Genomic DNA, 22,088 nt, shown 5'->3' on the forward strand with positions numbered 1-22,088 from the left:
GTTATTTCCCCATCAACAACTCATCTATCAACTCATCCGTCAAAACAGTTCGGTCATTATCAGTTCTCCAGTTGCCATTACTCGGTGGGAAGGCATTGCGCGAATAGCCAACTTTGTTTTTAAAATCAAATATGGCGTGGCAGTAGTTATTGATTAATAACGAGGCTAATTGCCAGTCGTCGGTCCAGGCTATTTTAATATTACATGGGATTGCTTTATCTGTAACGTCGGCTACATTATAAATATGCACGGCATCCAGGATTGCCTGGCCGGGCATTTTTCCTATCGCGTAAAAATATCCTGTTGTAAGGTCATCCTCAAAAACAACACCATGCGATGAATCGGGGACAACGCTATCCAGAAATGTATCCTCGCCAACAATAAATTCTTCTTCTACCTCTAAAATCATTTAATAAAAACTTAAAAATTCATGGGGCATATAAACAGGCAATATAGTAATACTGTCTGTTTGCAGCTTTTTATCCCTGGATATAAAGTAGTTTAACTTGTGATGAATTGCCGTATAGTATTGGAGCGCATCTTCTATATCATCGATTTTAGAGTGCAGGGCAGACAGTGCAACCTCGTGCGGAATATCAATAACTTCAACGTCAATTAACAAAGTTAAAAGGAGTTCTTTTGCTTTGATATTACCGTAGGCTTTCCCGATCCAATATCCTGCAATATGTAAAACTGACGACGTTATAAATGCCTGAACCTTGTTATTGACAACCAAATCCATGACTTTTGCAGCCTCTCTGTAATGATCTTCGCGTTTGAGGATAAAGTCGAGCAATATATTGGCATCCAGGAATATTTTAGATGCCATATTTTTTTGACTGGTTTTGGTAATAAAGTTCTTTTAAATCCGCATTGGGATCAATATTTGAAGGAGCGAGTTGCTCAACAAGATCAACAATGTTTTTTTGTTTTGGAGTTTTGGTCAAATTTTTAAAATAACCTTCCACTAATTCGGAGATACTGATATGCTGTTTTTGTGCATATATTTTTGTCTGTTCCAGCAAACTCTCTTCTATTGTCAAATTAAGTCTTGTTTTCATAAAGTAAATATACGCATATTTTAAATAAGTGCGTATTGTATTGAATTTGCTAAAATTAGTACGAGTTAATTTTGATCCACCTTCCAATCATCCGGAAACGGAATTTCTTTCATTGTAACCTGCTTAAAGCCCGGCACCTTAAAATCCAATCCCGATTGGTTGTAATAAAAAAACGGATCGATTTTAAATGCTTCGTAATCTGCCAGCATTTGCTGTTCTAATTTTATTAAGCGGCTGCGGTATTTACTGTCAAAAGGGGCATCTTCCAGTTTTATGGCCAACAGCCTCATAATATGTTGCAGCAGGTTATAACAGGTGGTAAACTGCCCGCAGGCTATGATACAGGCTTCGCTATGCTCTTGCTCGGTAGATTGTTTGTCAAACCACAACGTGGTACCCATATCGAAGGCCACCTGGGCAACAATCTGGATATCGCGGCTGGGGTTGAGTATAGGAGGCGTTGGCGAATGGTAGCCATCATTGGCTTCGCGGTTAATGTTGTTTGAAAAAGAAAGGTCATAAATATGGTTACCCTTGCCCCGGTTTTTCCACTGCGGCGAAAAGTAAAATTTATTGTAAAGCAGTTGTCTTATCCGCTTTAAAAATATACTCAGGTTAAGCATCAGCACCGATTGTACTCTTGCGCTTATCATTTGTTTAATGATGCTTAAGGGTGTTTTTGCAAAATAGCCAACCAGCACGGTAATTATCCGTTCGGTAAAATTCTTTTTAAAGTTTAATATCAATGCCGAATTGGCAACGCCCAACAACTGCTGCCTCAAATAAAGCGTTGCTACCAAAAAAATTAGAGGTACGGTAGTGAGTAACGAGCAACCTATTGTTAATAAAGCACAATTGTGTTTTACACCGTACCAGGCGCCCACCGATAATATGGCAATAACCGCCGCGGCTATCAGCATCAATCCCCTTATGGATAGCTCCCAGCCCTTTTTTACTTCGGGCATTACATAAGGGTTAATAAAATGGCTGCCCACATCGTTAACCATCAGGAAGTCAAAACCCCGCAGGTCGGTTTCGTGCCGGGTGCGGCGGCCATCGGCATACATCATACTTTGCAGGCCCTGGTTGTCGGTAATGCCGCCATCCATCAGCCCAAAGTTTTTCTTGCTTATAAATTCCTTTTCCTGTTTATCGCCGGTTTGCGGCAGCATGGTAAGTGCCTTTTTTAGGTCCGCCGGGTACAGGCCGGGATACGTAAAATCATCTGGAAAAACTATAGGCTCAAAACCTGCCGGAAAACACGACGATGCGGCCAGTATATCGCCCAGTTTTAATTTACCTGCTGTTTTTTCATCCAGGTATATAACCATATTGCCGTAGGTAAAATAGGGGTCTTTACCGGCATCGGGCACCAGTTTGATATCCTGCCTGAAAGATTGGCCTGTAAAAAACTCGGTGGCATTAAAGCAAACTTCCTGTAAATGCTTACCGGGCGCCCCGTCATGGCAAAGCGATTCAAGGTTGGCATGATCAAATAAATATTTATCATAAGCCAGCGCAAACGCGTTGATGATATTACGGCTTTTAAGCTCCCTGGTTTTCCAGTACTTTTTATCGGCCAGCATTTCCATCGCGTGTTTTAACAGTTCATCGCCGGTTAGCGCTGTTAAAAGTTTGCTATAATAATCGCCAAAGCTTTTGCCCTTACTGTTGTACAATGCATACAGCGTGGTTGCTATGGTGCCGCCCGATGCCGACGACATGTAGCTAACTTTTTGCAACAGGCTTTGTCCAAAAAGCTCATCGGCGGAATCATCAAATTTTACTTTGTCGAGGTATGATAATACACCTAACGCGAAGGAAGCCGCCCGAAAGCCACCGCCCGAAAATGCAAGCGCGATGCTATCAAACGGTTTAATTAAGGCAACCTCCAGCTTGTTTTCTGATAGAGGTTCAGGAGCGGCTATCTTATCCATAATAACATAGGTTTTTGGTTATATAAAATTAGTTAAATATTATGCGGAGTAAAAAAGAATTGACAGGAAAGTTTTTAGACAAATGGCCTGTAGCCAGCATTTTGAGCCTTCACAATCAGTTGTTTTTTAAAACTAACATCGCCATGGGCATTAGCAGCGGATTTTAAAACAGATTTGGTAATGTGCCGGAATAGAAGGAAATTGCCTTGAAGGTTGCATATACCAAAATACTTAACCGGCGTTAACTGGTTTTAATGTATAGACTGATAGTGCAATACCTGATTTTATTCCATTTTGTACCGGCATAATCTTATAACACATTTAAATATGAAAAAAGTAACAGGCATAGGCGGCGTATTTTTTAAATGCGAGAATCCGCAAAGTATGAATGAATGGTATGCCAAAAACCTTGGATTGCCTAAAAGTGAATACGGAACAACCTTTGAGTGGCGCGAGGCCGATGATCCGTCGAAAACAGGATCAACATCCTGGTGTACGTTTCCGCAGGATACCAAATATTTCAATCCCTCGGCAAAGCCGTTTATGATTAATTACCGGGTAGAAAACCTGGTTGCGCTGGTTGAGGAGCTAAAAAAGGACAACGTGACTATTGTAGATGAGATTGCCGAATATGACTACGGCAAATTCGTCCATGTACTGGATCCGGAAGGCAACATTATTGAGCTTTGGCAACCGGCAGATGAATAGGGGCAGATAACGAGGCCTGGGCAAAATTTAGTTTAGGTATCAGTATGGACCTTTCGAAGAATCGTGCGGCAAAGCTTTTGTCAGCTTTGGTTCGACAGGCTCACCATCACAAGTTGAAAAACGGAAGTCATCCCGAACTTGTTTCCGGATCCCACAGGACAGGTGACTCGCATGCAGTATACTTAGCATGTGGGGTACCGAAACAAGTTCGGCATGACATTGGTGATTAAATGGTTGTCATTCTTCTTCAGAGTTTCGAAAAATTTTACCACTACCCATGACATGTTTGGTTTTACATGAACATTGGCTTTGAACGCTGGCTACGACACCCGACCGACGCTGTGCTGGACCACCCGTTATTCACCTGCGATGTAACGAGGGTGATTTATTGTATTTTGTTGTTAGCCAGTTATTTAATAATTTGAAATTTTCAAGCCCCTCTTTCCGGCGAAGCCGAAGAGAGGGTGGCGGGCGCAGCCTCGCCGGGTGAGTCTTCGCCTTCATGCGATATGCGTCATCCCCCCCAAAAAAATCTTTCCTAAAACACTTGCAATTATATAAGCACTTATATAAATTGCGCTATGAATTTATATCAAAGCCTGGGTTATTTGGTATTGGGGAGTAGGTTGCGGCGATTAAGCGAAGCTTTTTTGGCCGAAATTAACCGTGCCTACCAAAATGAGGGGATAGATTTTGATGCCAGCTGGTTTCCGGTGTTTTATTTACTCTCTAAAAACGATGCTTTATCCATCAAGGAACTGAGCGAGCAGATCGAGGTTTCGCACCCGGCGGCAAGCCAGCTGATTACCAATTTAAAAAACCGGGGCTTGGTTACCAGCGCAACCTGTACCGACGATGGCCGCAGGCAACTGGTTACGTTAACCGATAGCGGCCGCGCATTACTAAAGCAGATATTGCCCGTTTGGGATGCCATCAGCCAGGCCATGACCCAACTGGTGGATAGCGATGCCATATCGCAACAACTGTTGCCTGCTATTACGGCCGTTGAAAATACCTTTCGTTCAAGCAACCTGTCTGCCGTTATCGGCGAAAAGTTAACAGCTAATTTAAAACCCGCCGATCATGAATAGCATTTTCAACTACGGCACAAACCATTTAACCATTGGCATTTGCCTTGATATTGCAGCAGGCAAAACCGGGGGGATTATCGATGCAGATGCTGATAAAGCTATCCGCGCCTCCTGGGGCGAGGTTGCAAAAATTGTTCATGCGCAAAAGCCGGTTTATGGCATTAATACAGGTTTTGGCCCGCTATGCGATACCCATATATCCGAGGCCGATACCAGTTTGCTGCAAAGTAATATCCTTAAAAGTCATAGTGTAGGGGTGGGCAAGCCTATCCCGCAGGAAATAGCCAAGTTGATGCTGATAACCAAAGTACATGCTTTGGCACAAGGTTTCTCGGGAGTTGCGCCGGATACCTTAATACGTATCATCTGGCATATTGACAATGATATTGTGCCGGTCGTGCCCGAAAAAGGATCTGTAGGTGCTTCGGGCGATCTGGCCCCCTTATCGCACCTGTTTTTACCTTTAATAGGTTTAGGCGAGGTGTATGAAAATGGCGAGCGCAAACCTGCGGCGCAGGTACTGCAAAAACATAACCTGGCCCCATTGGTTTTAGGCCCTAAAGAAGGGCTTGCCTTAATCAACGGCACACAATTTATATTAGCTTTCGCGATAAAAGCAGTTGAGCGCTTGGATGATGCCCTGAACCGTGCCGACCTGATTGGCGCCATGTCGTTAGAAGGGTTAATGGGTTCGGTAAGGCCTTTTGACGCCCGCATCCATGCTTTACGCCCCTTTAAAGGCACTAAAATGGTTGCCGACCGCCTGTTTACTTTATTAAACGGATCAGAGATCAACTCCTCGCACATCAATTGTAATAGGGTGCAGGACCCTTATTCGTTGCGCTGTATGCCGCAGGTACACGGTGCGTCGCGTAACGCCTGGCTGCATTTAAAAGAACTTACTGAAATTGAACTGAACTCGGTTACCGATAACCCCGTTATTTTTAGTGCCGATGATACCATCAGCGGCGGCAACTTTCACGGCCAGCCGCTGGCTTTACCGTTGGACTATGCCACCGTGGCCGCTGCCGAACTGGGCAATATAGCCGACAGGCGTTGTTACCTCATGAGCGAAGGCCGTTACGGTTTGCCCAAGCTGCTTACTCATGATGCAGGGTTAAACTCGGGCCTGATGATACCGCAATACACCACCGCGGCCTTGGTTACCGAAAATAAAACCCTGTGCTTCCCGGCAAGCGCCGATAGTGTGCCTACTTCATTAGGGCAGGAAGATCATGTATCCATGGGTTCCATCAGCGGGCGCAAGCTGCATACGGTGTTAGATAATATAGAATTCATCCAGGCCATCGAGCTGCTTTACGCGGCGCAGGCCATGGACTTTCGCAGGCCATTAAAATCGACCCCGGTTGTTGAGGCGTTGCATGATTATGTGCGCCAATATGTTCCGTTTATAAACGACGATCGTGTTTTTGCGGACGATATTAACCGTTTACATCAAATTATTACCGATGGCTCTTTTTTGGCGACTGCCAATAACGCTGCTAATCATCACCATATAAACCTCAGCCATGACGAGTTCGGAATTTATTAATACCTACGCCAATCATCCGGTGTACAAAGCGCCCCGTGGTATGCAGCTGCATGCCAAAAGCTGGCAAACCGAAGCTCCTTTGCGGATGCTGCTTAACAACCTTGATGACGAAGTTGCCGAAAACCCTGCCGAACTGGTGGTATACGGCGGCATTGGCCAGGCTGCCCGCAACCCGGAATCGCTGCGGAAAATTATTGAGTTGTTGCTGGAACTGGATGAGTATCACTCTTTATTAGTGCAGTCGGGCAAGCCTGTTGGCATTATCCGTAGCCATCCCCAGGCTCCACGTGTTTTAATAGCCAACAGCAACCTGGTGCCTGCCTGGGCCAACTGGGAGCATTTTAATGATTTGCGCGCCAAAGGCCTGATGATGTACGGCCAGATGACCGCCGGCAGCTGGATATATATAGGTACACAAGGTATTTTGCAGGGCACCTACGAAACCTTTGTAGAGTGTGGCAACCAGCACTTTAATGGCGATTTGACCGGCAAGCTGGTTGTAAGCGCCGGTTTAGGCGGTATGGGCGGGGCTCAGCCATTGGCGGCAACTATGGCAGGCGGGGTATTTTTAGGTGCGGATGTGGATGCAACGCGTATCCAAAAAAGGCTGGATTCACAATATATCGACCGCATGACCTACTCCTACGAAGAGGCCATAACCTGGATAAAAGAGGCTATCGACAAAAAAGAAACCCTGTCTGTAGGCCTGGTAAGCGATGCCGGCGATCTGCTGCAAAGATTACTGGATGACAAGCTTATTCCCGATATTTTAACCGACCAGACATCGGCACATGATCCGTTGAACGGGTATATCCCGAATGGTCTGTCGTTAACGGAAGCTTTGGATTTACGCAAGAGCGATCCGGTAGAATATAAGCGCCTATCGTTAAAAAGTATGGCCAGGCATGTAGGCCTGATGCTGGAATTACAAAAACACGGTGCTATAACTTTTGACTATGGCAACAACCTGCGCGAGTTTGCCCGCCAGGGTGGTGAGCCGGATGCCTTTAACTTTCCCGGATTTACGCCTGCTTATATCCGTCCGCTGTTTTGCGAGGGAAAGGGGCCGTTCAGGTGGGTTGCCCTTTCCGGCGATCCTGAAGATATTTATACTACCGATAGGGCCTTGATGGAACTGTTCCCGGACGATAAACCCCTGGCCAAATGGCTGACTAATGCACGGGAAAAAATCTCGTTCCAGGGCTTGCCTGCCCGTATTTGCTGGCTGGGTATGGGCGATAGGGAAAAGGCCGGCCTGTTGTTTAATGAGCTGGTAAAATCAGGCAAAGTAAAAGGCCCGATAGTAATAGGCCGCGACCATTTGGATTGCGGCTCGGTAGCATCGCCCAACCGCGAAACCGAATCCATGAAAGATGGCTCGGATGCCGTGTCTGATTGGCCGCTGCTTAACCTGATGGCCAATGCATCCGGCGGCGCTACCTGGATCTCGTTTCACCACGGCGGCGGCGTAGGCATGGGGTACTCCCAGCATGCCGGCATGGTTGTTTTGGCCGATGGTACCGAACGAGCCGCCACCTGCCTCAAACGCGTATTATATAACGACCCGGCCATGGGGATATTCCGGCATACCGATGCAGGGTACGATAAGGCTGAAGAGTGGGCAGAGAAGTTTGGGTTGAAGGTGTGGTAGGTGGGCTGAAAGCTCAAGGCGTAAGGCCGAAAGCAACAAGATAATCGTGAAATATGAGATACGATATCAAACTATGTCATTGCGAGGAACGAAGCAATCTCATAACTATGCATAACCGATACGCAAGTCCGACATGCGTGGCGACGAGATTGCCGCGCTATCGCTCGCAATGACATATTTACCAACTAAATGAAAAAACTAATCGGTCCATTCACGCAAATCCTTCCTTTAACAGGGCTGCCAATAAAGGGCGCTCTAAAGGACGAGCAGTTACACATCATCCCCAACGGAGGTGTATTGATTGAGGATGGACTAATACTTGCTGTTGATGACTTTGAAAAACTCCGGTCAAACTATCCGTCGGCACAAATAGAAGAAATTATTGGCGATAGCGTACTATTGCCCGGTTTTGTAGATTGCCATACCCACATTTGCTTTGCCGGCAGCCGTGCAAAGGACTACGCCATGCGTAACGGTGGTAAAACTTATTTGGAGATAGCGCAATCAGGCGGGGGCATCTGGGATTCAGTCACCCAAACCCGAGCGGCGGATGAGGCGACGCTCACGAGTCTGCTTTTGAAACGTATAAAACGTCATGTAAGTGAAGGTGTTACCACTATTGAAATTAAAAGCGGATACGGCTTAAGTGTCGAGGGCGAGTTAAAACAGTTAAACGCGATAAAAGCGGCGGCAGATAAAACGAATGCCAGTTTAATATCAACCTGCCTTGCCGCCCATATACTGCCTAAGGACTTTAATGGTAATCACCAGGAATATCTTAATCACGTTTTAAATAACTTATTGCCTGTTATCAAACAAAAGGGACTAAGCAACCGGGTTGATGTTTTCATTGAGCAAAGTGCCTTCAATACCAGCGATGCTTTAAACTACCTTGCCAAGGCCAAGCAAATGGGCTTCGAGGCAACGATACATGCCGATCAGTTTACCACGGGCGGTAGCGAGGTTGCCATTAAGGCCCGCGCAGCATCGGCCGATCACCTGGAAGCCAGTGGCGACTATGAAATAAAATTATTGGCAAATTCTGATACCGTAGCTGTAACTTTACCCGGTGCATCCTTAGGTTTAGGTATACCTTACGCTCCAGCCCGAAAGTTACTGGATGCCGGCGCCTGCCTGGCTATAGCCAGCGACTGGAACCCCGGCTCGGCACCAATGGGCGACCTGCTGATGCAAGCCGCTGTAATGGCGGCTGCCGAAAAACTAAGCGCAGCCGAAGTATTTACGGGCCTGACAGCCCGCGCGGCCCAGGCCCTGAAACTAAACGACCGTGGTGTTTTAAGCAAAGGTAAACTTGCCGATATGCAGGCCTACCCATGCGATGACTACCGCGAGATATTATACCACCAAGGGAAATTAAAGCCTGATATGGTATGGATGGAGGGTTTGAAAAATTAAAAGGTGGGGGAATGTGCGATTCCCCTCTTGAGCGGGGCGGAGGGGGGGGGGTATAAAAGCAGGCGATTGAACGCGGGCGAACACACCCCTGCCACCGCGCTTCCCATCCCACCCCCTCTCGAGAGGGGAACTTAAAAAGTGGCAGGCTTCGCCGCCATAACCAATGAACTAATGAACCAGTGAACCAATGAACAAACTAATAGAATGCGTACCCAATTTTAGCGAAGGTGTAAACCTTGATATCATTAAACAAATAACCAACGAGGTGGAATCGGTTGAGGGGGTAAGGTTACTGAATGTCGATCCCGGCAAGGCTACCAATCGCACCGTAGTGACTTTTGTGGGTGAACCTTCGCGGGTGATTGAAGCGGCCTTCCTCGCCATAAAAAAAGCGGGTGAGCTGATTGACATGAGCAAACAGAAAGGCGAACACCCGAGGATGGGCGCAACGGATGTTTGTCCGCTGATACCCATTAGCAATATCAGCATGGAAGAAACCGCTGAGTATGCCCGGCAACTGGCAAAGCGTGTAGGGGAGGAGTTGCAAATCCCGGTTTATTTGTACGAAAATGCACAGCCCAATAAAAGCAGGAGCAACCTGTCGGTGATTCGTGCCGGCGAGTATGAAGGCTTTTTTAAGAAGATAAAATTGCCCGAATGGGTGCCCGACTATGGCCCGGCAGAAAATGATGTTAAGCGGGGGGCAACCGTGATAGGTGCCCGTGATTTCCTGGTAGCTTACAATGTAAACCTTAACACCACATCAACCCGCAGGGCAAATGCTATTGCGTTTGATGTGCGCGAGGCTGGCCGAACTTTGCGCGAAGGCGACCCGGTTACAGGCAAAATCGTAACAGACGAGAATGGTAAACCCAAATCAATCCCCGGCTCATTAAAAGCGGTTAAAGCCATCGGCTGGTATATCGAGGAATATGGTGTCGCCCAAATTTCGATGAACCTGACCAATATCGAAATAACCCCTGTCCACGTTGCTTTTGACGAGGTTTGTACCAAAGCCAATGAGCGCGGCATTCGGGTAACGGGCAGCGAATTGGTGGGTTTGATCCCTTTAAAGGCGATGTTGGCTGCCGGTAAATATTTCCTGCGCAAGCAACAACGCTCTGTTGGCGTTAGCGAAAAAGAACTGATCAAAATAGCCATCAAATCGATGGGGCTTGATGAACTTGGTCCATTTGTTCCCGAAGAGCGCATTATTGAATATTTATTGAAAGATAAGGCTGATAGTAAGCTCATATCGATGAGTCTTGCTGATTTTGCCGATGAAACAGCAAGCGAAAGCCCGGCACCCGGTGGTGGTTCTATCTCGGCCTATATAGGCTCGTTAGGCGCTTCATTGGCTGGCATGGTGGCCAACCTAAGCTCGCACAAAAAAGGATGGGACAGCCGCTGGCTGGAGTTTAGCGACTGGGCTGAGCAGGCGCAGCGATATAAAGATGAGTTACTTGCTTTGGTTGATTTTGATACTACAGCTTTCAATAAGATCATGGAGTCTTTCAGCCTGCCCAAATCTACCGATGAAGAAAAGGTTGCAAGGGATCAGGCAATACAGGATGCCACCAAGTATGCCATTGAAATCCCTTTTAAGGTGATGCAGGCCGCGCTGAACAGTATGGAAGTGATTAAAGCAATGGTGGAGATTGGTAACCCCAACTCCGTAACTGATGCCGGTGTAGCTGCCCTTTGCGCCCGTACGGCCGTTTTGGGTGCATTTATGAACGTGAAGATCAACGCTTCGGGGTATAAGGATAAGGATTACGTTTTGGATATTATTTACCGGGGCAACGAGATTGAACGGCAGGCTGTTGCTTTGGAAGCAGAGATTATTGAGATGGTAAATGGGAAGATAGGGTGAGCCCCCCGGCCCTAAAGGGGGAGGTAAAAGAAAATGTGATGGGCGTGATCGCTATTCTGCCAATTGGTACTCTTTGATCAATGCCGAGGCAGGAATGTGCAATAATTCGCTAAACTTCCTGATCATGGTTAAAGATAAGGCCTGTTTGTAGTTTAAAACTTTACTAACGGTGCCTTTATCACCATATTCCTTTGCCAGGTCTGCAGATTTATAACCAAAATCCTCCATGCGGATTTTTATTAATTCGATAGGATCAACTTCGGGCAGATCACTGTTTACTTTTTCATACGCTGAAATAAAAAGAACAAGCAGTTGTTTTTCTTTATGCTCCTCAGAGCCTTTTTTTGAACGCTTAACTTTTTCATAGCGTTCAAGAGCCTGAATGTATTCCTCCTCAGTTTCGATTACGAACCACTGTGATCTTACATCATACATAAACTCGGTTAGCTTTCTGCCTCCTCAAGTTTGCTGTATACTTTCATGAATTTGCCCTTTTTGGTCAAAATCCCCGCTTTATTAAGGGAAAGAATGGCTTCTTTTTTTGACATATGCTTTGCCTCTTCCAGTTTTACTTTGGCGAGTTCAATTAGCATTTCTATGTCTTTATCACTCATGTTATTGCGGTATGATCAAATATAATTAGCTTAACTGAAATAATAAAGACCGAAATTAAATAGGCGATAAGTTTTACACCTATCGCCTATTAATATCCTTTGCAGCTATGAACCATCAACTATGATCCATGAACAAATGAAACTAAAACCTATACCTCACAAATGCCTCCATAGCTTCGTACTCAGCCAATCCTAACCTGTCGTATTTTTTAGCGGTATCACTTGTCCTGTCTTCAGCACGTACCCAGAATTCCCTTGCATCATCACCTGGGAATACCGGCCTGTCTTTTTGGGATTGGTGTTTGAAGATGGCATTACGCTTGCGGATAACCTCCTGTGGTGAAAGCGGCACAGCCATCTCAATTTCATGAGTTTCAAACTCGTGCCATGCACCGCGGTACATCCATAACCAGCAATCTTTTACCCACTCTTCGGTAGCTTTTAAACGGTCAAGGGCGGCAAGGATAATGTTGAAACACACCAGGTGGGTGCCATTAGGATCAGCAAAATCGCCGGCAGCGAAGATCTGGTGTGGTTTTATTTTCTGAAGCAGTTCGATGGTTAACAGGATATCCTCCTCGCCAACGGTGTTCTTTTTGATCTTGCCGGTTTCATAAAAAGGCAGGGCCATAAAGTGGATATGATCGTCCTGCAAGCCGGCATAACGGGCTCCCGAGATGGCTTCTGTTTTGCGGATAAAACCCTTTACATTCCGTATCTCACGGGTATCAATCTGGTTGGGTTGTTTTTTGGGGAAGAAGGCACGCATTTCTTCGTATAAGGAAGTCAGATGTGCGCTGTCCTCACCAATGCTGTTGGTAAAATCGATAGCGAATTCCATGTAACGCAGTACGTCATCGTCCCAAACTGCGGTATTGCCCGATGTTTGGTAAGCTACATGCACATCATGTCCCTGGTCAACCAGGCGGATGAAGGTACCACCCATCGAAATCACATCATCATCCGGGTGCGGGGAGAAGATAACCGAGCGTTTTTTTGCCGGTAAAGCCCTTTCCGGGCGTTGTGAATCATCAGCATTCGGTTTGCCGCCCGGCCAGCCGGTAATGGTATGCTGTATCTGGTTAAAAATATCAATATTGATGTTGTAAACAGGGCCTTGCTCTACAGCAAGCTGCGCCATACCGTGGTTGTTGTAATCTTCTTCGGTAAGTTTTAATACCGGTTTGCCAATGGTATCAGCCAGCCAGATCACGGCTTTCTTTTTCAGCGTATTATCATCCCATGAACAATCTTTAACCAGCCAGGGGGTATCAAAGCGGGTTAGTTCAGATGCAGCCGCTTCGTCAAGCACAAATTCAACATGCTCTGATAATTGCAGGTAGGTAGCAGGAACTTCACCGGATATTTCACCTTCAACCGCTTTTTTTACAATCGGGGCTTTTTTGGCGCTCCAGGCCATCAGGATAATTTCTCTTGCTTTAAAAATGGTGCCAATACCCATGGTGATGGCTTTGGTGGGCACATTGGCCTTGCCGCCAAAATCACGGGCGGCATCACTGCGGGTCAAATCATCCAGGGTAACCAAACGGGTACCCGAGTTCGGTGCAGAGCCCGGCTCGTTAAATCCGATGTGGCCGGTACGGCCGATACCTAATATTTGCAGGTCTAAACCGCCTAATTCTTCAATTTGCTTTTCATAGTCCAGGCAGAAAGCTACCACGTCTTCTTTATCCAAAGTACCATCGGGGATATGGACATTGGCTTTATCAATATCAACATGACTGAAAAGGTTCTCATACATGAAAGTAACATAGCTTTGGGCGGCGTCGGGTTTCATGGGATAGTACTCATCCAAATTAAAGGTGATAACATCTTTAAACGACAAGCCTTCTTCCTTATGCAAGCGTACCAGTTCGGCATAAACACGGATGGGGGTAACACCGGTTGCCAGGCCAAGCACTGCCTGCTCGCCTTTTGCCTGCTTATCGCGGATAAGTTTGGCTATCCTGCCTGCTACGGCAATGGATGCCTCCTGCTGGTTGCCATAAACGCTTACCGGCAGCTTCTCGTACCGGGTCTCTTCCAATAAATTTAATCGGGCCATAATTTTCTAAAGAACCTTTGTTATATATATGTTGAATAAAAAAAAGCGTGTTAAAAAAAATCCCCGCCGAAACGAGGATTTATCAAACCAATTAACAAAAACTGTTTTAACCTCACCGACATAAGGCTAAAAAGAATTCTATTTAATAACAAGTTGTGCATTACTGGTACAAACATAATAAAACTTATTTTCAATAAAAAGAACTTTTTAAATTATTTTAATAAGTGTCATCGTACGAATTGTCACGAATTAAATCGAATTCCCAATGGCGGTCACGCGAATTTTAGGACGATAGGTGTCGATAGCGACATTAACTTTCTAATTCGTGTAATTCGTAAAGATTCGTGAGCATTGGTGTGTAACAAGAAAAGAGCTCCTGATGGGCAGGAGCTCAGATTCTAACCAATTATAAAACATAAATATGAGAAGAGAAGAGATGCAGGGGATGGGGTCGAACCATCCGCTTGCTGCCAGCCAGCGCCTGCGTTATAGTTAAAAATGCACCCATTTATAAACTATCTGCTGCAAATATATAATTAATCTATAATATCTATCTATTTAGTAGATAAAATATTGAAATATTTTTTAAGTTTATAAAATTTCCTTCAACAAAAACTCCTGGTCTGCGTTATTAATGGGTTCGTCGATACAAAACTACTCTCTGTCGATGCACACTGTGTTAACTACAATTTAAGCTGAAAATTTGTCGTTAAGTAAATAATTAATTAAGGGTTCAATCAGCCCTGTTTACGTTAACCAAAACTATTAATTGTATGATCTTACTACTTTGCGGCCTGTCTGGCGCCGGGAAAACCACCCTCGCTCAAAAAGTTAAAGTAAGCCTCAGCCGGATAGAAATCCCAACAGAGGTAATTGATGCCGACGAATACCGGCAGCAGCTATTCCCCGATCTTAAATATTCAAAGGAAGATAGGTTTGAAAACATCAGGCGGCTGGGCTTTATAGCCAATAAGTTTAGCAACCAGGGCATCGTTACCGTCATCAGCGCCATAATGCCCTATAACGCTATGCGGAGCCAGCTGGTTAACAATTACGATGATGTTAAAGTAGTTTATGTAGACTGCCCTTTACCCATTTTAAAGGCAAGGGATACCAAAGGGCTTTATCAAAAAGCGCAATTGCCAGCCGGCCATCCCGAACGCGTTGGCAACTTAACAGGCGTGAACGACCCGTTTGAAGCACCGGCATCGCCCCACCTGCATATTAATACCTATACCCATAATATTACCGAATGCACAGCTATGCTGCTGGCTTTTATACAACACGAGCATCAATTATTAAAACAGCAGGTTATTGCCTGTTGAATATTTCAAAATCAATCACAGTTAAATTAATACCCCCATGCAACACCAAACTTTAATTATAGCCGGAATGCACCGCTCAGGCACATCGTTAATAACAAACTGGCTTAACCGGTGCGGACTGCAAATTGGCGAAAACCTGGCAGCGGGTAACAATGGAAACATTGACGGGCATTTTGAGGATGTTGAATTTTTAAAGCTGCATGAGGAGATTTTGAATAACAACAGCCTCCATATTTCGGGCCTGGTAGATGCCAAAAAGATAGAATTATCGCCTTACCAGCTGGCCAAATTGCAAGGCATTATTAATATAAAACAGCAACTGTATGAGCAATGGGCATGGAAAGACCCACGCACCTGCCTTTTCCTTGATACCTACAGTAGGTTACTGCCCGAAGCCAAATACCTGGTAATTATGCGCGATTACCAGGCTGTTATCAGTTCGTTGATAAACAGGGAGTTTGCGCATATTGATAAAAAATACATGGGCCGCAATTGCCTGCAACGGATGCTCTGGAAACACTGGCGACGCAGCCGCCGCGAAGAAAAGTTTTACGCCGAACATGCCGAAACTTATTTAAAGGTGTGGATAAACTATAATGAAGAAATATTAAAGACCTTAAAAAAGCTGCCCGCAGATGACTACCTGGTTGTTAATTACCGGCTTTTACTGGAGAAGGACACGGAGGTTATTGATTTTTTAAAGAATAAATGGAAATTTGATTTAAACTACTTTAATTTTGGCCTGGTTTACAAAAGCAATTTAATGAGCGCCGCCCGCGATATTGAACGTTTTATACAAACAAAAACGCTACTGGTAAAGGCACAATATTTGCAGATGCGGTTGAGTCACTATGTGAGGCTGGGGTAGGAAGATGTGCAGATTTCAGATGCGCAGATGATTGTATGAACCCGGATTGCTAAGCAGATTGATCAGGTTATTTTGATTTAGATTTTCAAAAAATCCTGTAATCCTTTAGTCTGACGAATCCCGGTTCAGACATCTTTTAACCAGACAGGAATTTGTGAAATTCGAGTCAATTCGTGCTATGCGTGTTAAATAAGAATCGGCACATCTGAAATCTGCACATCAGTTTAAAACTGAACATACTTTTCAATAAGGGCCTTATCAATACCTTTTGCGCGGGCTTTTTTTGCCTGTTTTCTGAGTATAAACTCAAAAATGCTCATCCAGCCGGGGAGGTTGCTTTCGCTGATATCAAACAGCCAGGCTAATGCCAGCTTATCTCTTGGGAAGCCTTTTTTATTGGTGAGGCCATCTGATGCCAGGCCATATCCTATTTGAAGCGATTGCTCAAAGCCCCTGCTTGCGGGCCTCAGTTCTACGCTGAATTTGCAGGGTTTGCCGCTTCTGTTCCTGAACAGGTGGTTAACGTTGGGTTCGGCCAGGGCTTGCTGGCCGGGTTTTAACTTATATGCATTTTTGCCTAATGCTACCTCTACTTCACCATCAATACAGCTAAATTTTTCGCTGTATGTTTTGTGGTAATGCAGGCCCACACCGCCGCCATCGGCCAGTTCAACTTCTACTAAAGTGTATTCGCCGTTTGTTTCGGCGGCTGTTTTCAAGAATACCACGGTGTCTTTCTGGATAGGATTATAAATGCTCCTGCGGTTATCGGTCATGATTGCTTGCGATTATCACTATATACGGTCAGTTAAACAATATGGATTTTTGTCTGAACCCGGATTGCAGATTCTTCAGATTTTTTTGATTTGATTTGCAGGGGATGAATGGTCAAAGTTCTGAAATCTGTGTAATCTGAAGAATCTGCTTAATCCGAGCTCAGACCAATCACTAACCAGACAAGAATTTGTGAAATTCGAATCAATCCGCACCATTCGTGTTAAAAAAATCATCTGCACATCTGAAATTTGAAATCTGCACATCTGCACTTTAATTTTTATCTTTACCCATCCAAAAGTTTTTAGCGAATAATGAGTGAAGATCTGAATCAAAACGAGATACCTGACAATAACGACGACAAATTACATAACGTTACCTCACTCGACGGGTTATACGAAAACTGGTTTCTTGATTATGCCTCCTACGTTATCCTCGACCGGGCCGTACCACACATCAATGACGGTTTAAAACCCGTGCAGCGCCGTATACTGCATTCATTAAAGGAAATGGACGACGGGCGTTTTAACAAGGCCGCCAACGTAATTGGCAACACCATGAAGTATCACCCCCACGGTGATGCATCCATAGGTGATGCCATGGTACAAATAGGGCAAAAAAACCTGCTGATTGACTGCCAGGGCAACTGGGGTGACCCGGTAACCGGTGACTCGGCTGCAGCGCCACGTTATATCGAGGCCCGCTTATCCAAATTCGCGCTGGATGTGGTGTTTAATGCTGATACTACCATTTGGCAGGCCAGCTATGATGGGCGTAATAAAGAACCTATTACCCTGCCTGTAAAATTTCCTTTGCTGCTTGCCCAGGGCGCCGAAGGTATCGCGGTAGGTTTGGCTACCAAAATATTACCGCATAATTTTATCGAACTGATTGATGCATCCATAGCCGCCCTTAAAGGTATCAGGCCTAATTTATTGCCCGATTTCCCTACCGGAGGTATGGCCGATGCATCTGCCTATAACGAAGGGCAGCGCGGCGGTAAGATAAGGGTACGCGCCCGCATTGCCGAAAAGGATAAGAAAACGCTGGTGATATCCGAAATTCCGTTCAGCACTACTACCGGGGGGCTGATGGAAAGTATTGTGAATGCCAACGAAAAAGGCAAGATCAAGATTAAGAAGATTGAAGATAATACGTCAAAGGATGTAGAGATTGTAGTGCACCTTGCGCCGGGTATATCGCCCGATGTAACTATCGATGCGCTATATGCCTTTACCGACTGCGAGGTATCTATATCGCCCAATACCTGCGTTATCCAATCGGATAAGCCACGCTTTATGAGCGTGAACGATATGCTTACCGAAAGCACGTTTTTTACCAAGGAACTGTTAAAACAGGAGCTGGAGATAAGGCTAAAGGAACTGATGGAGAAGATTTTCTTCAGTTCGCTGCTTAAAATATTTATACAGGAGGGGATGTACAAACACCCCGACTATGAAACATCGGGCAATTTTGAAACTGTATTGGAGGTATTGAACCGCTTGTTCGAGCCATTCTTCCCGCAGTTTTACCGTACCATAATGCCCGATGATTATAAAAAGCTGATAGATAAACCTATGAGCAGCATCACCCGCTTTGACGTTAAAAAAGCGGATGAGCAGATGAAGGCCCTGGAAAATGAAATAAAACAGGTAAAACATCACCTGAAACACCTTACCGATTACACCATTGCCTGGTTTGAAAAACTGCGCGAAAAATATGGAAAGGACAGGGGTCGCAAAACCGAACTGCGCACCTTTGATAAGGTAGAGGCTGCACAGGTAGCATTGGCCAACATTAAATTATATGTGAATAAAACCGACGGCTTTGTGGGCTCGGGCCTCAAGCGCGATGACTCGGTTGAGTATGTTGGCGATTGCTCGGATATCGACGAGATTATCGTTTTCCGCGCCGATGGCCGGTGCCTGATCACCAAAGTGCAGGATAAGGTTTTTGTGGGTAAAGACATCATCCACGTTGCCGTATTTAAAAAGAACGATGAGCGTACCGTTTACAACATGATATACAAGGATGGCGAAAGCGGCATTGCGTATATCAAACGGTTCTCGGTAGTAGGGGTAACCCGCGATAAGGAATACGACCTTACCAAGGGCACCAAAGGTACCAAAGTGTTGTATTTTACGGCCAACTCCAACGGTGAGGCCGAAATAGTAAATGTGCAGCTTAAGCCGCATTCCAAACTCAAGAAACTGCAGTTTGATGAAGACTTTGCTTCGATAGCTATTAAAGGCCGTGGATCGATGGGTAACATCATTACCAAATACCCGGTTAAAAAAATTGTGCTGAAATCAAAAGGCGTATCAACCCTGGCCGGCAGAAAGATTTGGTATGATGAGATCCTGAAACGCCTTAACGCCGATGGCCGCGGCAAATACCTGGGCGAGTTTGACGGCGACGACCGTATCCTGAACGTATTAAGTACCGGTGTATATGAGCTTACCAATTTTGATCTGAACAATCATTTTGATGATAAAATGATCCTGATTGAAAAGTATGATCCTAAAAAAGTTTTCTCGGCAATCCACCTGGATGGAAAATCCAAAAACTACATGGTTAAACGCTTCATGTTTGAAACCATAGCTATAGGTAAACAGGTAAGCATCATCAGCGATGAGCCCGGATCAAAACTTATTTACATTGCCAAAGCAAACCAATTGGTAAAAATTGTACAACTTAAAGGTAAAGAGCAAACACCCGAAACCATTGAGGTAAACCTGGCCGACCTGATAGATGTAAAAGGCATGAAGGCCATGGGCAACCGCCTGTCGCAATTACCCATCAAATCTGTCGAGCTGATAGCTACCGAGGATGTTGCGGAGGAGGCCATTGAGCAAGAAGCTGATAGCGAAGCAGAAGAATTGGATGGGGCAGCCGCGGAGGCAGATGAAACTGAGACTGAGAATGAACCGGTGAAACCGGAAGCACCGGCAATGAAATCGGCCGCAAAGCCGGTTGAACCTCCAAAAGAAGAATCACCCAAAACAGAATCGGAAAAATCAAATGAACCTGAAGTAAAGGAAGCCTCAAATGAATCATCGGATTCGCCCCCAAAACCGGCGCAAATCCAAACAAAGAAAATTGATTTTGAGATTACCAACCCGGATGATATTGATATAGATGACAAAGGCCAGTTAGGGCTGTTTTAAATTATTAAGCCATCGGTTGAATTTGCAACCGGTGGCTTTTTTTCAATAGTAGCTTATTACATTTTCCTTGTAGCCACATAGGCCACCAGGTATTGTGGTTCGGCCTTGGGGCCTGCTTTAAGCACGCTTTGTTCTGCGCCGGCAATTACGGTATTTAACCGGGTAGCTACAAGGCCGGGCACGGTGGCAAGTACATCGGGTGCAAGCAGGGCCGATATTACAGGGTAATATTTCTTTTCGATAGCTGCTTTTTGTTTATCGGCGACTATGCTTACATTCCACAATTCGTCTTTAGCAAACCCGTACTCGCTGGCGCAGTTTGTTAACTCATATAAAAAATCCCTGGCCTGGGCCTCGGCAGATTTAGCGGCCATTATTTGGCTTTTTTATTGGGTGTTATAATTTCTGGTTTGGCTTTGCTGGTTTTACCGGCCTGGTAGTCAGACGGGGCTTTTTTACCTACCGGATTAGGCATGCTTTTTTTGTCTTTGCTCATGGTAGTATGGGTTTTATAACCTGCCGGATGTATTTCTGGCTGTGTGTAGTAATCAAAGATGAACTAATAAAACGATGTTTGCGCTATGTTAAAATAATAATTAAATAATTGCGGTATATTTACTTTTTGATTAAAAAACAACAAAACTAATTTGTACTTGATGTGTTGTTTGGTTCAATAATAAAAGGTAAACTGCACTCATGAACGCTGAACAAGAAAAGACAAGATATAACGAAACCGAATTACTGGAATTTAAAACGCTGATACAGGGCAAAATTAAATCGGCCCGTGAAGAACTGCTCGATCTGACATCTTCAATCAGTAATCCCAACGCCAATGGCACCGATGATACGGCCAGTTCGCACAACACTTTAGAGGATGGATCGGCTACGCTGGAGAAAGAATCTATCAACCAACTGGCATCGCGCCAAAAGAAATTTATCGATCAGCTGGAAGCAGCCCTGGTACGTATAGAAAACCGTACTTACGGCATTTGCCGCGAAACGGGCAAACTTATCCAACGCGAACGTTTATTAGCCGTACCCCATACTACACTGAGTATGGCGGCCAAGCTAAAGCAGTAAGGTTGTTGTAAGTTATTTGAAAAATCAAAGCCCGGATGGATAAACATTCGGGCTTTATTTTTTGGTCAATTTCTCCCGTTTGGTATCCATATAATTTTCGGATGTTTATTGAAATCAAATATTTTGACATCATTCCGGAATTGCCATATATTTATCAGCAAAGAAATCATTATCACAATACCTGCTTAATAGTTTGCCTTAACGTATAAAACAAACCTAACCTTACCCGATGAAAAAATGGCCAATAATTATTGTATGCTTTTCTTGTTTATTTATAGGCTCCATTTGGTATGCCGAATTTAAATATAAATTAGAATCGCTCGATTGGTTATTAACCAAATTGGCAGGTATGACGTTGATATCGGTAGCTTTAATTTTTGTAATTGTTACCAATAAGGAATCAACCGGGAGTAAAATTTTAAGGATATGTAATTTGCTTTTTTGGATGATATTTATGGGGTATAAAGATATATCCAAATACAACAATAATGTCCATCTGAATAAGTTTGGCTTAGTGTTTAATGATACCAGGCGGAGGTTGGGCGTACCCGAAATTCCAATTGATTGGAATGTAAAATACAAGTGGAACAGGTTTGTAGAATGGCAGGCGAAGGATACAACGATTGGGCACCAATCTAAAGAGATTTATATTGATTCAGTTTATAATGTTGATTTTGAAGATGATCGCTATAAACTTAAATCAATTGACAGCGTATCCAGGAGTATCTCTATTACTAGTCGATACGCGCGTGGTAAAGCCAAAGACTCCATTTTTTATAATTTTAACCCGGGCGATAGCACCCGGTTAATTTCAAGGCAACAGGCCGACAGTGTCTTTGCTGCCGAAAAAATAAAAAAGGATTATCAGCGCTAAAGGGACCAGGTAGCTTCGAAGCATTATTCGCC

21 protein-coding genes are annotated in these 22,088 nt (G+C 44.7%); 11 read left to right on the top strand and 10 right to left on the bottom strand.

Annotation, left to right across the window (positions count from 1 at the left end; genetic code table 11):
- Position 1: 1 nt before the first annotated feature.
- From ACFGVS_RS29535 to ACFGVS_RS29550, 4 genes are all read right to left on the bottom strand, one after another.
- Positions 2-409 carry a DUF2251 domain-containing protein gene (locus tag ACFGVS_RS29535; protein WP_439696690.1) on the bottom strand — a complete coding sequence of 136 codons (408 nt, stop codon included), beginning with the start codon at positions 407-409 and terminating at the stop codon, positions 2-4.
- The gene (locus ACFGVS_RS29540) at positions 410-829 is read right to left on the bottom strand and encodes a type II toxin-antitoxin system VapC family toxin (protein ID WP_439696691.1); all 420 of its coding nucleotides are present in this window, start codon (positions 827-829) and stop codon (positions 410-412) included.
- Positions 819-1,061 (bottom strand): DUF6364 family protein, encoded by a 243-nt coding sequence (locus ACFGVS_RS29545; RefSeq protein ID WP_439696692.1) that lies wholly within the window; start codon positions 1,059-1,061, stop codon positions 819-821. The genes ACFGVS_RS29540 and ACFGVS_RS29545 overlap by 11 nt, the downstream gene beginning before the upstream one ends.
- 65 nt (positions 1,062-1,126) lie before the next feature.
- The gene (locus tag ACFGVS_RS29550; protein ID WP_439696693.1) at positions 1,127-2,998 is read right to left on the bottom strand and encodes a patatin-like phospholipase family protein; all 1,872 of its coding nucleotides are present in this window, start codon (positions 2,996-2,998) and stop codon (positions 1,127-1,129) included.
- Between the two features lie 327 nt (positions 2,999-3,325).
- Between ACFGVS_RS29550 and ACFGVS_RS29555 the strand changes: the two genes are divergently transcribed.
- The 6 genes from ACFGVS_RS29555 to ftcD all read left to right on the top strand — a co-directional run bounded on the left by ACFGVS_RS29555 (position 3,326) and on the right by ftcD (position 11,289).
- The gene (locus ACFGVS_RS29555; protein WP_439696694.1) at positions 3,326-3,706 is read left to right on the top strand and encodes a VOC family protein; all 381 of its coding nucleotides are present in this window, start codon (positions 3,326-3,328) and stop codon (positions 3,704-3,706) included.
- 581 nt (positions 3,707-4,287) lie between these two features.
- Positions 4,288-4,797, top strand: a complete 510-nt coding sequence (locus tag ACFGVS_RS29560; protein WP_439696695.1) for a MarR family winged helix-turn-helix transcriptional regulator — start codon at positions 4,288-4,290, stop codon at positions 4,795-4,797.
- Complete coding sequence (hutH, locus tag ACFGVS_RS29565; protein WP_439696696.1) at positions 4,790-6,349, top strand: histidine ammonia-lyase; 1,560 nt, start codon at positions 4,790-4,792, stop codon at positions 6,347-6,349. The genes ACFGVS_RS29560 and hutH overlap by 8 nt, the downstream gene beginning before the upstream one ends.
- Positions 6,327-8,000, top strand: coding sequence for a urocanate hydratase (gene hutU, locus ACFGVS_RS29570; protein ID WP_439696697.1), 1,674 nt, complete (start codon positions 6,327-6,329; stop codon positions 7,998-8,000). Before hutH ends, hutU begins: the two co-directional genes overlap by 23 nt.
- 189 nt (positions 8,001-8,189) lie before the next feature.
- On the top strand, positions 8,190-9,416 hold the full coding sequence (gene hutI / locus ACFGVS_RS29575) for an imidazolonepropionase (protein WP_439696698.1): 1,227 nt from the start codon (positions 8,190-8,192) through the stop codon (positions 9,414-9,416).
- 187 nt (positions 9,417-9,603) lie between these two features.
- On the top strand, positions 9,604-11,289 hold the full coding sequence (gene ftcD, locus ACFGVS_RS29580) for a glutamate formimidoyltransferase (protein ID WP_439696699.1): 1,686 nt from the start codon (positions 9,604-9,606) through the stop codon (positions 11,287-11,289).
- 51 nt (positions 11,290-11,340) lie between these two features.
- Here the strand turns inward: ftcD and ACFGVS_RS29585 are convergent, their stop codons facing one another.
- The 3 genes from ACFGVS_RS29585 to nagB form a co-directional block, all read right to left on the bottom strand.
- Positions 11,341-11,724, bottom strand: a complete 384-nt coding sequence (locus ACFGVS_RS29585; RefSeq protein WP_439696700.1) for a helix-turn-helix domain-containing protein — start codon at positions 11,722-11,724, stop codon at positions 11,341-11,343.
- A gap of 8 nt (positions 11,725-11,732) precedes the next feature.
- A complete protein-coding gene (locus ACFGVS_RS29590) occupies positions 11,733-11,903 on the bottom strand; it encodes a hypothetical protein (protein WP_439696701.1) in 171 nt (56 codons plus the stop codon).
- 142 nt (positions 11,904-12,045) lie between these two features.
- Positions 12,046-13,968, bottom strand: a complete 1,923-nt coding sequence (gene nagB / locus ACFGVS_RS29595) for a glucosamine-6-phosphate deaminase (RefSeq protein ID WP_439696702.1) — start codon at positions 13,966-13,968, stop codon at positions 12,046-12,048.
- Between the two features lie 773 nt (positions 13,969-14,741).
- Between nagB and cysC the strand changes: the two genes are divergently transcribed.
- Both cysC and ACFGVS_RS29605 read left to right on the top strand, forming a co-directional pair.
- Positions 14,742-15,293: an adenylyl-sulfate kinase gene (gene cysC, locus ACFGVS_RS29600; RefSeq protein WP_090645371.1), complete on the top strand. Its 552-nt coding sequence runs from the start codon at positions 14,742-14,744 to the stop codon at positions 15,291-15,293.
- Between the two features lie 37 nt (positions 15,294-15,330).
- Complete coding sequence (locus tag ACFGVS_RS29605; RefSeq protein ID WP_274209000.1) at positions 15,331-16,161, top strand: sulfotransferase; 831 nt, start codon at positions 15,331-15,333, stop codon at positions 16,159-16,161.
- 224 nt (positions 16,162-16,385) lie between these two features.
- Here the strand turns inward: ACFGVS_RS29605 and ACFGVS_RS29610 are convergent, their stop codons facing one another.
- A complete protein-coding gene (locus ACFGVS_RS29610) occupies positions 16,386-16,937 on the bottom strand; it encodes a cupin domain-containing protein (RefSeq protein ID WP_439696703.1) in 552 nt (183 codons plus the stop codon).
- Between the two features lie 312 nt (positions 16,938-17,249).
- Here ACFGVS_RS29610 and ACFGVS_RS29615 point away from each other — a divergent pair, with 312 nt between their 5' ends.
- Positions 17,250-20,102, top strand: coding sequence for a DNA gyrase/topoisomerase IV subunit A (locus tag ACFGVS_RS29615; RefSeq protein ID WP_439696704.1), 2,853 nt, complete (start codon positions 17,250-17,252; stop codon positions 20,100-20,102).
- 56 nt (positions 20,103-20,158) lie between these two features.
- Here ACFGVS_RS29615 and ACFGVS_RS29620 read toward each other — a convergent pair whose 3' ends face one another.
- Together ACFGVS_RS29620 and ACFGVS_RS29625 are read right to left on the bottom strand one after the other, a co-directional pair.
- The gene (locus tag ACFGVS_RS29620) at positions 20,159-20,476 is read right to left on the bottom strand and encodes a hypothetical protein (protein ID WP_439696705.1); all 318 of its coding nucleotides are present in this window, start codon (positions 20,474-20,476) and stop codon (positions 20,159-20,161) included.
- Complete coding sequence (locus ACFGVS_RS29625) at positions 20,476-20,598, bottom strand: hypothetical protein (protein WP_262713487.1); 123 nt, start codon at positions 20,596-20,598, stop codon at positions 20,476-20,478. Before ACFGVS_RS29625 ends, ACFGVS_RS29620 begins: the two co-directional genes overlap by 1 nt.
- A gap of 200 nt (positions 20,599-20,798) precedes the next feature.
- Between ACFGVS_RS29625 and ACFGVS_RS29630 the strand changes: the two genes are divergently transcribed.
- On the top strand, positions 20,799-21,182 hold the full coding sequence (locus ACFGVS_RS29630) for a TraR/DksA family transcriptional regulator (RefSeq protein WP_090645387.1): 384 nt from the start codon (positions 20,799-20,801) through the stop codon (positions 21,180-21,182).
- Between the two features lie 229 nt (positions 21,183-21,411).
- On the top strand, positions 21,412-22,056 hold the full coding sequence (locus ACFGVS_RS29635) for a hypothetical protein (RefSeq protein ID WP_439696706.1): 645 nt from the start codon (positions 21,412-21,414) through the stop codon (positions 22,054-22,056).
- Positions 22,057-22,088 lie beyond the last annotated feature (32 nt).

Origin of the sequence: Mucilaginibacter sediminis, assembly GCF_051903035.1 — a bacterium.
In the GTDB taxonomy this organism is placed as follows: domain Bacteria; phylum Bacteroidota; class Bacteroidia; order Sphingobacteriales; family Sphingobacteriaceae; genus Mucilaginibacter.

Bases quoted from the DNA above. Each gene is read 5' to 3' on its own strand.
- ACFGVS_RS29545 (WP_439696692.1), bottom strand. From the start codon at position 1,061: ATGAAAACAAGACTTAATTTGACAATAGAAGAGAGTTTGCTGGAACAG.
- ACFGVS_RS29635 (WP_439696706.1), top strand. From the start codon at position 21,412: ATGAAAAAATGGCCAATAATTATTGTATGCTTTTCTTGTTTATTTATA.
- ACFGVS_RS29555 (WP_439696694.1), top strand. From the start codon at position 3,326: ATGAAAAAAGTAACAGGCATAGGCGGCGTATTTTTTAAATGCGAGAAT.
- ACFGVS_RS29550 (WP_439696693.1), bottom strand. From the start codon at position 2,998: ATGGATAAGATAGCCGCTCCTGAACCTCTATCAGAAAACAAGCTGGAG.
- ACFGVS_RS29625 (WP_262713487.1), bottom strand. From the start codon at position 20,598: ATGAGCAAAGACAAAAAAAGCATGCCTAATCCGGTAGGTAAAAAAGCC.
- ACFGVS_RS29605 (WP_274209000.1), top strand. From the start codon at position 15,331: ATGCAACACCAAACTTTAATTATAGCCGGAATGCACCGCTCAGGCACA.
- cysC (WP_090645371.1), top strand. From the start codon at position 14,742: ATGATCTTACTACTTTGCGGCCTGTCTGGCGCCGGGAAAACCACCCTC.
- ACFGVS_RS29615 (WP_439696704.1), top strand. From the start codon at position 17,250: ATGAGTGAAGATCTGAATCAAAACGAGATACCTGACAATAACGACGAC.
- ACFGVS_RS29585 (WP_439696700.1), bottom strand. From the start codon at position 11,724: ATGTATGATGTAAGATCACAGTGGTTCGTAATCGAAACTGAGGAGGAA.
- ftcD (WP_439696699.1), top strand. From the start codon at position 9,604: ATGAACAAACTAATAGAATGCGTACCCAATTTTAGCGAAGGTGTAAAC.
- ACFGVS_RS29610 (WP_439696703.1), bottom strand. From the start codon at position 16,937: ATGACCGATAACCGCAGGAGCATTTATAATCCTATCCAGAAAGACACC.
- hutH (WP_439696696.1), top strand. From the start codon at position 4,790: ATGAATAGCATTTTCAACTACGGCACAAACCATTTAACCATTGGCATT.
- ACFGVS_RS29560 (WP_439696695.1), top strand. From the start codon at position 4,288: ATGAATTTATATCAAAGCCTGGGTTATTTGGTATTGGGGAGTAGGTTG.
- hutU (WP_439696697.1), top strand. From the start codon at position 6,327: ATGACGAGTTCGGAATTTATTAATACCTACGCCAATCATCCGGTGTAC.
- ACFGVS_RS29535 (WP_439696690.1), bottom strand. From the start codon at position 409: ATGATTTTAGAGGTAGAAGAAGAATTTATTGTTGGCGAGGATACATTT.
- hutI (WP_439696698.1), top strand. From the start codon at position 8,190: ATGAAAAAACTAATCGGTCCATTCACGCAAATCCTTCCTTTAACAGGG.
- nagB (WP_439696702.1), bottom strand. From the start codon at position 13,968: ATGGCCCGATTAAATTTATTGGAAGAGACCCGGTACGAGAAGCTGCCG.
- ACFGVS_RS29540 (WP_439696691.1), bottom strand. From the start codon at position 829: ATGGCATCTAAAATATTCCTGGATGCCAATATATTGCTCGACTTTATC.
- ACFGVS_RS29620 (WP_439696705.1), bottom strand. From the start codon at position 20,476: ATGGCCGCTAAATCTGCCGAGGCCCAGGCCAGGGATTTTTTATATGAG.
- ACFGVS_RS29590 (WP_439696701.1), bottom strand. From the start codon at position 11,903: ATGAGTGATAAAGACATAGAAATGCTAATTGAACTCGCCAAAGTAAAA.
- ACFGVS_RS29630 (WP_090645387.1), top strand. From the start codon at position 20,799: ATGAACGCTGAACAAGAAAAGACAAGATATAACGAAACCGAATTACTG.